A 14,766-nucleotide genomic window follows, 5' to 3' on the forward strand; every position below is an offset into this window, starting at 1 on the left:
GCTCTGAATAAGTAGAGGGAAATATGGCTAAACAATTACCAAGCTATGAACGGATTTTTGGAGAAATTGATTTCAAAAAAGGCGATGAAGCCCGTTCAGTTTATTCTCCTGCTGCTTATTTAGCTGATTTATTACAACTGTTGGATGATGAGTTTAAGGAACACGGGTTTGACCAGCGTCGCAGTGATATCAAGGAAATACTGCTGGATGCTAAAAATACCTTTGAGATGCTACCTTACCTGGATCGAGTCAATGAGATCCTAGCCTCTAAAATCAAGAACAATGGAAATGGTGAGGCTTTTGAACAGATCCGTAAAGCGATTTATCCCTTTAACCTGCCCCAAGATATTGACTACGCAACAGTCAAGGTCTATCTTCAGCATCTTGGTGTAAAAGCAGAGGAACTTTATAGATTACTTGATGAGATGCCACAGCAAGAGCTGTTGGCAAAAGCCTATTTAGGGATCTTAGAACAAGAGTGGGCGACTCTGATCGAAACCGCCCGAACAGGCAATGCGATCGCACTGTGTTACGGTGTTACTAATTTATCAGACCTCAAGGTAAAGTCAAAGGATGATCAAGGTAAAGAGGTAATCGAAAATCATCTTGTAAGTGTAGATAAGTTTCTTACAGCTACCGGCATCAGTGAACTAGAACTTCGAGAAGTTTTATTTCAAAATCTTAATAAAAGTCAAGAAATTAAGAACGATAATTTAGCTAAATTTTTCTGTAATAGCTCTCAAATAGGGGCTGCTGATCTAACTGAGGATGAACAAGCCATTGGGTGGAAAATTCAAGATTCTAGATCACAGGGTGAAGAAATTGATTTCTGGCTAGACCGTGCCAACCGCTTCATCCGTCTCGCTAAGAAAACCGGGTTCACGTTTACCGAACTGGATATTATCCTACGTACCTGCTGTAACAATCAGTTAAACGCAAAAGCTATTACCCGTATCGCAGTTGTTCACTGGCTAAAGGCTAAGCTGGAACTGGAAGTTGATGAGATTTGTGCCTTGTTTGCTCCGATGAATATCCTCGGGCAAGGTAATGAGGAGATGCCGATTGACCTGTTTAACCGCGTTTACAATAACCCCTGTGCGATCGCTGATAAACAGTATATCTGGAATCACGCCAATATTCCTGAACAATTTTCTGAGCTAGGACTTTCCAAGATTGAATTCAAACTAGATATTCTCGATACATCCAATGATGGTTATCGAAAAAGGGTTGCCCACTCTTTGGATTTACCTACCAAGCAACTGACCTACTTAATTAAAAAGTTTCGTAGCCACTTGGATAACGATGAGCTTTGGAGCAAGGCGGATGAAGAAAGGTCAATGCTTACCACTTTCTACCGTGTAAGTAAGCTAGCCAATATCTGTGAGATTTCCCTGGAAGAGCTATTTATTATTTTCGATATCTTAGAAAAAGACCCCGCTGTTCGGCAATTTCAAAATTGCAACGTTTTAATAGACTTTAAGATAGATGAGCGGGATTGTTACCAAATCATCTCCAAGGATAATGTTGAAAACTCCATGTGGTTGATTCAAGTCGTTTATGGATTGACCCAATGGATGCAAAAGAACGACTTTTCTGCCCATGACTTGTTAAAAATAACCAGTGGTGCTTATGTCGATAAAATCGAATTGAAGAAAATTGATGACACCATGCCGGTTAAGAAAGTCAAAACCCAAAAGGAGATTGACGAGGAAGAGCAACTGGCGTTATTCAATAGTTGGCATCAAGCTTTTAAACCCTTACATTTTAAAGAATCATTACTAAAAGAAGCTGGGCTGGACAGCCGGACATCACGGCTGGTTTACGAAACCTTAAGCGATCGCAACTATCATCTGACGAAGAAAGAGCCTAGGCTGATTTCCTTTGATGCGAATCTTGTCAAAAAAGCAGCCATCGACGCTGTTAATAAAATTGACACCATTACCGAGAAAGATTTCTTGGGCTTGGGGATTGGGGAAAAAATAGCCGATAAAATCTATGACAATTTGATTCATAAAGGTCACTTGGATACTCAAGGCAGGCTGATTGAAGACCAACTCACTAGCGATGTGACTGAATTCCACATTGATACAGAGTTTACCCCGATTCGGTCTGAGCTGTTCAATCAAATTAGCCAGCTACATCAAGACCATCATGATGTTTCCATTTATCCTTCCGATCTCAAACCCTTGGAGTTAGAAGACTTTCAATCTAGAGAGCTCTACGAAAATCTAATTTTTAACGGTTATATCGATGAGGAAGGTGCCCTCCTTGAACAGTCATTCTTCGAGGATTCTGATAATGAAGAGAATTTTGAAGTTAATGCCAATATCGGTACCCAGTCAAAAGATGTATTCGAGATTCTGTCTAAGCGTAGTCAGGAGATAAAACTACACAAGATTGCGGTTAACAAAGGGATATTTTCTGAGTTAGGACTAACCGAGCTCGAAGTGGATGATTTGATTGAAAATCTCAAGTTTAACGACTATATCGATGAAAACGGGCATTTTGTCCATAACCTTAAACTAACTCAGCTCCCACTAAACGATTTTTCCCTGGCGTTGCAATTCTATCCCCATAGAACAGCCATATTATCAGCGTTAAAGCAACATATTGAAAAAAATCTGTCTAGTTATCTTCAGTTTAGCCGAGAGCATTTTATTGAAGTTGCCGATAAAATTGTGGCCAGATGGTGTTTCCAGGCGGTAAACTACCACTTTCTAGAAGGGGGTAAAATAGCCGAAAAACATAAAGCATTTTTCAGAGAAGAAGAAAATTCCGATAACTTCGATATTTGGTGGTCATTCGAGCCCACTGATAACCGGGTTGTGTTTAATACTTTGCGCAACATCGTACTGCTATCAGACAAGCTACAGTTAGTAGACCATCCACTAGATCAGCTGGGCTTCAGTAGCAGCGAAAAAGAGGAATTATTTGACCTTCTGATCAGTTTAGAGCACATCACCGATGACCGGAAAATCCCAGAGGATAAGCTTGACTATTTCCTAAATATCGACAATGCCCTGGCCATATCCCTAGAAGCATTTGAAGATTACAATAAAGATGTATTCTTCTTATTGCATGCCATTGCTAAAGAGCAATCGGCGATGGTTAATAAGGTAGTTAGCCTGGTTAAAACCCTAGCTGAAAAACAAGAAACCTTTATCTATAAACAGTTAAAGCAGACGTTTAACCTTAATGTGGATAGTATGCGAGTGATCTCTGCTGAGATGTTCAAAGGCAGTGATCATATTGCATCTGAATGGTTGTTACCCTTATTAAAGGCTGAAGATCTTCTCGGCAATATTACCAAACTGCCCAAAGAACAACGGTTCAACACTGCCTATCGCCGAACTCAACAGTTTGCCTTGCTGGCCAATAAACTCAAACTGACTAAAGAAGATATTGAGCTGGTCTTTCATGATCAGAGTTTAGTGGAGAAGTTTCCTGAAAAGCTGGCACTTCCCCAAAAACCTGAACCCAATACAACTACACCCAATACAACTACACCCATTACAACATTTGATGCCCTCCTGGAGAGCACCGATGGCAAGATCTACTTGTTCGCAGGTGACCGATATTGGATTTATGATGGCATAACCTATGAATTAGAAGAAGAAGAAGGAAAGGAACTTAAAGAACTTTCAGTTCACTTTGCCGGTAAAACCATTGATGCGGCTTTTGTGGATAATGACGGTCGAAACGTGATTATCGCTAACGGAAAATACTATCAGCAATCCAAAGATAATAAAGTTTGGGAACTAAAAGAACGAGAATGGGGTAAGCTCCATAATAACTTCCAGAACCTTGATAAAATCGATGCCGCTTATACTGATAGTAGCGGATACACCTATCTCTTTTCAGGTGACGAATATGTCCGCCAATCCAAGGGAAGCGACTATATCGATGAAGGCTATCCTAAAAATATTGCCCAACACTGGAAAAATGAACCAGGCAACGAACAACTACCAAAACCATTTCAAGAATCCATAGATGCTGCCTTTGTCGGACATGATGGTAAGACCTACTTATTTAAAAACGATCAATTTGTTAGCTCAGAGGACCTGACTAAAGCCCAGAGTATTCTCGCTAAGTGGGGGCGGACGCAAAATAATCTCAAAACTACCGGCAAAGTGGATGCGGCATATATCCACGGTAGTCAGATCATGATCTTCTGCGGCGATCAGATATTTAGCTTTAACGATTGCCTGGAAAATGATGGCGTGATGCCCACTGAAGGGTTCCCTAAACTCATTAAAGAACACTTTAACAATCTTCCTGCTGAGTTCCACCAAGATATTGATGCGGCTTTTAAAGATAAAAATGAAGTACTTTACCTATTTAAAGACAAAAAATCTATAACCGTTGACTCAGCCGGTAATCGTAACGGCCCCGTAGAGATTAAGGAGAAATGGGGTAAAACGTCAAACCCACTGACTGATGGAAAAGTGGATGCCGCCTTTGTTGGTCTTGATGGCAAAACTTATCTGTTTAGCGGCAATCAGTATTTCCGTTATTCCAGTGATGACTATTCCGAAGTGGATGCAGGGTATCCGAGAACTATCAAACCCGACTGGGGGGGATTAGAACAAGTTAATGCAGCCTTCGTGTTGGATGGAAAGACTTATTTATTCGATAATTATACTCCTAAACCGAAGTATATTCGCTATTCAACTAATGACTACAAAAAAGTAGATGAAGGTTATCCAAAACTTGTGGACAATAAGGATAATAACTGGTGGAATCTGCCTCAGAACTTAATTGATGCAGGGTTTACTGCCGTTGATGCGGTTTTTACTGATTACAATGGCAATATCTATTTGTTTTCTGAAAGCCGATTTATCTACTCTGAGGATATGCATCGTTGGTGGTCAGAACCCCAAAATATCAAAGATAAGTGGGATGATATCACCTTTGATACACTAGATGCCGCCTTTACTGGCAAAGATGGAAAAACCTATTTCTTTTCTGGCAATGAGTATGTTCGTTTTTCAGACAAAGAGTTTTGTCATTTGGACAACGGCTATCCCAGAAAAACTGAGAAATTCTGGGGCAACATCAAAAATAATATTTTAGAAACTGGAAAAATTGATGCGGCGGTGCGACTGCATTCTGAATGGGAGGAGGAAGTTAAAGGTCAAACTGAGACTCAGAAGCAAAGCGCAATTCATACTTATCTATTTTCCGGTTCACAATTCTTCCGATACACAGATGACAATTACGAGAATGTTGAATCTGGTTATCCGAAGTCAATCAAAGATGCTTTAGCCGATGAGCCTCGCTTTAAACAGCTAAAGGAAGATAAAGAGAGTCTCGCCTTAGTCGAAAAATTGACTGCCGCGTTTGCTGATCAGCGTAATGTTTATCTTTTTGCTGATCAACAGCTTCGCGTCATTTCCAATAGCAGATCAAAAACCTACAAAGACTACACTAATGCAACCTATGTAATTCAATGTGCCTTTATTCAAGACGGCTCGGTTTACATTGAGAGCCAAAACAGAGGTTGGGAGCATAGTACTAGCTTAGAAGGCGTAAAGTGGGACCGACTTAACAAACAGCCTGAATGGTTCACTAAACTCCCTAATGATTTCAAATCGGGTATAGACGCTGTACTCAAAGGCACAGATGGCAATACCTATCTATTCAAAGACAAGCATGTTTACAACCTATTGTTAGATGAAACCAGGGAGATAAAAGAAGAATGGGGTCGCGTAGCCAACCGCATCTATGAATCTGGACAGCTTGATGCTGGACTCGTGGGCCGGGATGGAAAAACTTATCTGTTTTCACAGGATCAGTTTTTTACCTATGAAAATAATAAACCCATGGATAACCCAGCGTCGGAACTACCGGAAATGATCAAAGATCATTGGGGTGGGTTAACTCGTGTGGCTCATGCTTATGTTCTCGATGGTAAGACCTATCTACTAGAACCCCCTAATGAAGATGGCGAGTTCCGATATGTTTGTTACTCATCCAACGACTACACAAAACCTGATAACGAAAACCCGATGCAGGCCGACCAGAGTTTTTGGAAAATTCCCCAGGAACATCAAGAAGAGGGTTTTGACCAGGTTGATGCTTTATATGTTGATGGTGACAATCTGATCTTGATCCATGATGGTAAATTCCTGGAACATCATCCCGATCCCGATCCCGAAAAGGATTATTGGTCTTATCCGAAGTCCCTAGAGCAGTTGTGGAAGGGGATTGCTTGTGATAATCACGTCATTGAAGAGTTAACCACTGTCTTCGTTGATAAAACCGGTGCTATGCACTGTTTCAACCCTGAGTGTTTCTTAACCATTACCCCTGATTCAAGTAATCCAGGGTCGTTTAAGATCGGTGATATCCACAGAACACGCTATCATTGGGGACTGGTTAAGAATATTTTAACCGAAAAAGTAGATGCTGCGGTTGTTGATACTAAAGGGATAACGTATCTATTCTCAGGTGACCAATACGTCCGTTATTCCAGTGATGACTATCGACAGATTGATAAAGATTACCCCAAATCTATCGCTATCAACTTACGGAAAGAAGCCAGCTTTAAACATCTACCGGATGAATTTGAAGAGAAGATAGCCAAAGACAAAGCCAAGCTAGCAGCAGTGGTGATCAATCAACGGAATGTGTATCTCGTGATCGATACCACCTTGTTTGTTGCCTCCATGGAACTGGCGGCTAATTACGACCTGACTAAACTGGCTTGCGGTGAACAACCCTTTTTAGCCAACGGTAAAATTGATGCTGCGATCGCATTTATTGATTCATCGGACAAGAAGAGCTATACCTACTTGTTCTCCGGTAACCGTTTTATTCGCTATTCCGGTGACGAATACGAATATATCGACAGCGGCTATCCCAAAACCATTGCCTCGGGCTTACTGGATGAGCCGATATTACCTCAATCTACTTTCTCTACAGTTCCGGTTGAGTTAATTGATGGCATCGATGCTGCCCTAAAAGACAAAGATGGGAAAGTTCATCTGATTAAGGATAGACATCTTTGGGTTAACGATAGCAACACTCAACTTAAGGTAACAGAGACCTGGTTAAAGACCAATAACAATTTTGAGGAACCCGTTACATCAATCGATGCTGCCATTATTGACCAGGAAGGTGGTTTACTGGTCTTTAAAGGCAATCAATATATCCGCTATGGTGGCCCATTACAGAAATATGTTGACCCAGGTTATCCTAAGTCCATTGCCAATAACTGGGGTAATCTGCCCAATCACTTTGAAAGTGGTATTGATGCAGCATTCCAGTTTGAAGGTCATAGCTACTTTGTTAAGGCTGACCACTATGTTCGGTTCATCAATAACAGCCATGAATGTCCTAAGATTATGGGGCCTTATCAGTTTAAGCTGCGATGGGGAGACTGGGCTGATTACCTGATCTCCGATATTAAAGTAATCACCGAGTTTAAACAGCTTAACGATACCTATGCTAGCGGTGATTCCACCTTGACCGATATCCTTCATCCGAAACAAGGCTATACCAAATTGCCCTATTTTGATTTAGCAGAGCTATTTGATTGGGATATCAATCAGCTCAAGTGGCTCAAGAAAAATAATGGCTTTATCCAAAAGCATAATCAATTTGAGAATCGGTTTAATATTGAGCTTATCCTACGGATATTCGATTTCTTCCAGGTTGCTCATAAAATTTCCACAGAGCCTAAGACGCTTTATTCACAACTACTGGTTAAACTCTTTGTAACCAAGGCCCAGTTCAATAGCGGTCAGCAGTATCCCAGTCATAGTAATATCGTTGCTGCCAAAGAGGAGTTAAACAAACTGCTGACCACAACCCACTGTGGTGCAAAAGGGGTGGAGTTGCTACACAACGAAATCCGGGATGAATTGAATCTGATCAAGCGTGATGCACTCTTACCTTATGCTATTCATAAAGATCAAGAGGTAAATAATGCTCGTGAACTTTATCAGAAATTATTAATTGATGTGGAAATGGGCAGCGAGGCATCCACTTCTAAGATCAAAGAAGCGATCGCAGCAGTTCAACTGTTTATGCATCGTTACTTTATTAATCTCGAATCCGCCGAGCTAAAACCAGATCAGGCTCAACGCCGTCAAGACTTGCTGAACCGATGGGAATGGATGAAGAACTATCGGGTTTGGGAAGCCAACCGTAAAGTCTTCTTGTATCCAGAAAACTATATTCGAGCGGAACTCAGAGATACCAAAACCCCAGAGTTTAAAGCCTTAGAGCAAGAACTCCTGCAAGGGGAACTGAATGAGGCCAATGTCACCCAAGCCTTTAATCGGTTTATCGACCAATATACCGAGCTATCACAGCTCAAGGTGGCTGGGGGCTATGTGTATGATCATCCCGACAATCCTGATGATAAAAACATAGTTCTGTTTGGTCATACCATCAGTGAGCCTCGACGCTATTATTATCGAAGCGCTACCTTTATCAATGGCGAAACCGACTCAGTTAATTGGCAACCCTGGGAAGAGGTTAATATTCAAATTAATTCCGAGCGGGTTTACCCAGTATATACCCTGAATCGGGTTTATGTTTTCTGGGCTGAAATCGAACAGAAAAGCAGTATAGGTTCAGATACAGGGGTCAATATCAGTTCAGAAAATAACAACACTAAGGTCGAGTCTAACGCTGTCACCGAATCTGTTTTGCAGATTTATTACTCCTATTATGATTTGAACAAAACTTGGGTTCCTGCCCAGAAACTAAATCATCAGATGACATCCAATTACACCATTACTAACTATTTTATAGATTTTAGTGGTTCAGAAAGGAGTAAGGCACTCAATCTGGATAGTATTCTAGTACACTGTCACTATGTGACCGAAAAACAGATTAAACCGAAATTGAATGCAGATGGGTTCGCAGAAAGGGAAGAACTTATTAAGGCGATTGAAAAAGCGTCTGTGGATGGTGACAGTAAAGTCTATCTGAAGGCAACCAACACTGATAGGCTTCATCTGGTCAATTATGAAAAGGATCTTCTAAGTTACGTTAAACGGATTCTTCCTGGAGATGCATTTGAAGCACCAGAAAACCAGTTTAAAATAGTTGAATCTACCCTCGATAAAAATCGCAATGATCTTATTTCTATCAAGTCCACTGCAACAGATAAGCCGGATTTCTATCTCAGGCATCAGGGAGATCGAATCAAGCTTCACGAACAAGCAGACGATAATTTATATAAAAATGATTCCAGTTTTCAAATCGTTAAAGGCTTAATTGGTGACGGTTACACCTTCGTATCAGTCAATTATTCCTACGATGTATTGTACTTTGATAATGATGGTGCGATGTGGAAGAAAGACTGGCGAACACTTACGTCTCAGCAAGAAAAACGCCATGCCACCTTCCAAATTATTGCTGATCGCAGAAACGAGGTTAGCAGTTTTAACTTCTATCCCGAAACCAGAGATGTAAAAATTAAGGCAAGTCAGTCTAATACTGCTGGTGTCAACCGTTCTGGTATTGATACCTTTAAAGAATTATTTCCTACTGAAAAAGTGAATAAACTTGAACCCCCTGTACTGTTGCATGTTCCAGAAAACAAAAACTCACTCACCTGGGCATGCTTCTATTACAAAGGGGCGAGCTTCCTGTGTAAACCAGCTTCGGGAGCAACGGATACTTATACGAACGGAGACGTTAAAACACTAGATACTACAAAAGTGTTTACTATGAACGCGGCCTTTGTTGCTAATAATCAGTTGTACGCATTTTCAAAGGAAGGCGAATATACGACAACTAGTATTCCATCAGAGTCAGAGAATAAGAAGATGGAGGATCTTGTTATTTCTTCTGTAGAAGCGACGAAAGATAAGTGGGGTAAGGTCAATAATAATATTCAACAAAATAACCATGTAGACGCTGCAATGGTTAAAGGAGGAAAGACCATATTGTTCAGCGGAGACCAGTACTTCGTCTATTCTACTTCCTTTGAACAGGTTGATGATGGTTATCCAATAAAACTAAGTGAAAATAAAGATAACCTACCCCAGTGGGAATCCATGGACGCTGCCTTTGAATATGGCAATAAGTCGTATTTTATCAAAGGAAATCAGTATGTCACATCCGATGATCTTAACAACCCATTAAAGATTTCGGATAAGCTCTGGCCACCGACTGATGACGCAAAAAGTATTAGAAACGCATTTGATTATGGACAAGATACTTATTTGCATGATACCAGCGGAACTCTCAAGAAGGCGTCAAGTAAAGAAGAGTTACTTAGTAAGCTTGATGGATTATATACTGCTAATATAGAACAACTGAACTTAAGTCAGGTTACCGAAGCGTTTGTGGTTAATGAGGATGCTTTCTTTATCGCCGACAATCAGTTCTACAAAAATAGCTCTACTAGTGATGCCTATCTACTACACTATATTGCTGAAATAAAAAGTTCACGGAGTAAATCCCTCGTCGGGTTATCCATATATGGGGAGCACTTTATTTTAGCGGTTAATGATCCTCAACCGAAACTATTTGTATTTCATAAGGACTTTGCCAGAAATGTTGATGGAAGAAATCAACCCACAAGGTCACCTATGAAAACTATTCATGTTAACGGAGTGCCTTCTAACCAGTTAACAGGAATGTATATTGACTCCCAGGGTCAACTAATGCTTCTTTCTGCGCAAAATTACATAATGGGTCCTAGCTTTAATAAGGTAATGAGTTCATTGCTTATTCCATGGTCTCAACCCAAGAATATTGCAAATTATACATCTAGGGCAGATACTGCCGTTTCATCCATTGACTATGCCTTAACCAAGAGGGATTCCACCGGTAGCCAAATCTTGTATTTGGTGTCTGGCAACCAATACATTAAGTTTGTTGGCGACCCATCATTGTCTCAGCCTGTTACGGGATATCCAAAGAAAATTTCCCAAGGCGGAGAAGATGGTATTCCCAACGAAAATGGAATTAATGCTGCTTTCTTTAGCTCTGATAATAAAATCCGATTTTTCCAAGGAAATATTTATTTCACATCTGATAATGCCTCGGATACAAAGACCATTAAGAAGGATTGGGGAAAAGTAAAAAATAACATCCAAGATGGTAAAGGTGTGGTTGATGCAGCTTTTACTCACAACGAAAAAACATACCTCTTTTCCGGGGACCAGTATTATCGTTACCAGGGTACTGAGTTCGATAATGTCGAACCGGGATATCCTCGACTATTGAGGAATAATACGGAAGGGTTGCCTCGATGGAATGGACCGGTTCGAGCGGTATTTGAATTGGATAATAAGGTTTATCTCTTCGACCATAGTCAATACGCAATTTTCGATCCCGAATCCAAAGCCACCAAAGAAATTAACAATATCCAAGGTAACTGGGTATGGCCCGAGGGATTCGATAAGTTCGACGCTGCCTTTCAACAGGGTAGTCATGCCTACCTAGTATCAGGAAAGGAATATGTGAGGGTGGAGGAATTTGTCACTAAGCAAAATGCTAAGTATGACATCATTCGTTTGTCCTCGATGACGGGAAGTAAATTGAGTCAAAAATTGTTTGCCCATGGCATCGATGACCTATTTAGCCTACAGAATCAGGAAATCGATGAACTCCCGATGTTTAAAAAAGTAGACTATGACCCTAATAAACCAGCAAAAGAAAGCCCTGATACTATTATTGAAGTGAATCCCAAGAGGGTCGAAACCCTTCCCTTGCATTCACACTTGGAATTTCGGGGTGCGAATGGCCTTCACTATTGGGAACTTTTCTTCCACGCGCCATTGCTGATTGCTCAATCTCTGAATACTCAACAGAAGTTTGAAGAGGCGAAGAAATGGTTTGAGTTCATCTTTGACCCGACCGATGAAGTGGAATATTGGAAATTCTTGCCGTTCTTATCAGTGGATATTGAGGCTTTGATTACTCGGATCACGTCTTATGCTAGGGCATTAAACCTGGATGCAACCGGAGTCATTAAATTGCTTGAACCATACGAGGAGGTGTTTGAAGGAAAACACGAGCTTGACAGAACAGAAATGCCTGATAAAACCGATTTGACGGATTTGAAAAAATTGCCTACAGAATCAGCAATTACCACTCTGAAAACGCCTGTTGATGCTCTGGTGAAAGATAACCCTAATGCCAAAGCTTTAGCAGAAACCTTGGAGATAGTCAAACGACTTCCCATCAGGTATGGATTTATGGTTCCCGATGAAACCATTAGTCAGCCCCAAATCCAAGCCTACCTGAAAGACCCCTTCGACCCTCATGCCATTGCCCGACTGAGACGCATTGCCTATCGACGCACCACAGTGATGGCCTATATCGATAATCTGATCGACTGGGGGGATCAACTGTTCCGTCAGTACAGCAGGGAGAGTATCAACGAAGCCAGGATGCACTATATCTTAGCGTACGATCTCCTCGGACAAAAACCCGAAAATACCGGCACCAGATTATTGTCTGACTCAAAACCCTTTGGCCGTGATGGCAACAATGGGATTGAAGGCATTCATGATCAGGGCGCAGAGCAAGATAGCAGTGAATATGACTTTTTGTTTGATGTGAGTGGGGATAACCGAGATCAAAAGAGTCTAACCTTCGCAGCTAATATTCATAGCTCTGTCACACAACCCTACTTCTATATACCCGAAAATCAAAATTTAATTGACTACTGGGACAGGATAGAAGACCGGCTGTATAAAATCCGCCATAGCCTAAATATAATGGGGATTAAGCAACCCTTGCCCTTGTTCCAACCTCCCATTGACCCGATGGCTTTAGTACGGGCGGTAGCTGGTGGCGGTGGTATCGGTGGCGCGATCGCAGGATTGTCAGTTCCTGTACCTCATTATCGCTTCAACTTTATGTTGAATAAAGCGCGAGAGTTGGTAGGTAAACTCAATCAATTCGGTGGGGATTTGTTGGGAGCGATCGAAAAGAAAGATAGCGAAGCCCTGAGTTTGTTACAAAATCGTCATGAAAAAGAAATTCTCGAAGTTACGAGCCGGATTAAGGAAGCGCAATTAAATGATGCACTAGAAAACTTGAAATCCCTTGAAGAAAATAAGAAAAGTGCTGAAGGGCAACTTGAGCATTATAACAAACTGATTGATCAAGGAATGATTGCTTCAGAAATCGTTCAAATTGCCATGATGACCGCATCAGCTTATATGAACTATGGAATTTCCGGTCTCAAATTTGCAGCAGCGATTAGTGGGGCATCGCCAGAAGTAGCTGTTGGTCCTCCATTTGCCTCTTATATTGAGCACGGCGGTATGCACTTAAGTGACATATTAACTACGACTGCTGATGGTATATCGTCTATTTCGGAAGCAATAAATATGGGAGGTGAGATTGCAGGTCTATTTGCCCAGTATCAACGCACAAAAGAGGATTGGGAGTTACAACAAACAATGGCTGAAAGTGAAATCAAGCAACTGGAAGCCCAAATCGAAGGGGCGAAATTTCAAATCAATGTCGCAAGGCTAGAGATACAGTCAACCGAAAAGGAGATCAAACAAAATGAATCAATGAAACGCTTTATGACCAGCAAGTTCTCAAACGAACAGTTGTATCAATGGATGACGAGCAAGTTATCAGGCTTGTTCTTCCAAACCTATAAGCTAGCCCACGATATGGCAAAATCTGCCGAAAAAGCTTATCAATTCGAGCGCGGTCTTAAAGAGAGTGAGGTTTCGTTCATTGGCGGTATGTATTGGGACAGCTTGCGGAAAGGTTTACTCAGTGGTGATTCCCTAGGGCATGACCTAGACCGCATGGAGAAGGCTTATATTGATACCAATAGCCGTTCTTTAGAAATCGGGAAACATATTTCCTTGGCGGAGCTGGACCCCATGGCCTTTATTCAATTAAAAACCAAAGGCACATGTGAGTTCAACCTCTCGGAAGCCTTATTCGATTACGACTTCCAAGGGCACTATAACCGACAAGTTAAAACGATTGCCATTGAAATCGATGCGGGTGAAGGAAAAACCGTGAATGCCACCTTAACTCAACTCCGTCATAAAACAGTGATGGAACCAGACGTGAAAGCGGTGAAATACTTACTGAATCCCAAAGGTAAGGAACCGATGTCAATCCGCAGCGATTGGCGCACCACTCAGCAAATAGCCTTGGGTGACATAGGAGAATATGACGAACCGAACGGTTTATTTGAACTGCGATTAGATGATGAACGTTTCCTTCCCTTTGAAGGAACAGGTGCGGTATCAACCTGGCGATTAGAGTTAAGCGGTAAGCGTGGCAGCTACAACTTGAACGAACTGAATAAGGTGACTATCAAGTTGAAGTACACTGCCCTTAATGGCGGTAACTCATTCGCCAGTGCGGTGAAGGGGATGTTAAAGCCCTATCCCACAGCTGTTTATATAAATATGGCGGAAACATTTCCTCAAGAATGGCAGGCGTTTATTAGTGACGAAACTGAAGAACTCGACATTATGGTCAAGCGGGAGATGTTGCCAAATTTATCGGGAAGTAAAATTACTGGGTTGGTGCCTCATTATGAAATGCAAGGGGAAGGGCAGGTGAGTTTGATTATGAATGATGATGATGACCTGACATTGAAGCATGGCAAGTTTAATGAGGCGAATGGGTTGATGATCCGAAGCTCAGGCGCGAGTTGGAACTTTAAAGCGAAGGGGGATAAGAAGAGTTTGAGTAATTTGGGATTGGTTGTGATGTATAAGGCGGTTGTTTAATTGATTTAGGTTGAATTAATTGGTTGTTTTACCGCTTAGTTAATTAACTACGATAAACCAAACTAAAAGAGTAAAA

Annotated in this window: 1 protein-coding gene; it reads left to right on the top strand. The window is 41.3% G+C overall.

The genetic code is table 11. The annotated features are described in order from the left end of the window. Window positions 1–23 precede the first annotated feature (23 nt). A complete protein-coding gene (locus F6K63_RS23520; RefSeq protein WP_287313240.1) occupies window positions 24–14,690 on the top strand; it encodes a hemopexin repeat-containing protein in 14,667 nt (4,888 codons plus the stop codon). Window positions 14,691–14,766 lie beyond the last annotated feature (76 nt).

It is taken from the genome of Moorena sp. SIO1G6 (assembly GCF_010672795.1).
In the GTDB taxonomy this organism is placed as follows: domain Bacteria; phylum Cyanobacteriota; class Cyanobacteriia; order Cyanobacteriales; family Coleofasciculaceae; genus Moorena; species Moorena producens.

Bases quoted from the DNA above. Each gene is read 5' to 3' on its own strand.
- F6K63_RS23520 (WP_287313240.1), top strand. From the start codon at position 24: ATGGCTAAACAATTACCAAGCTATGAACGGATTTTTGGAGAAATTGAT.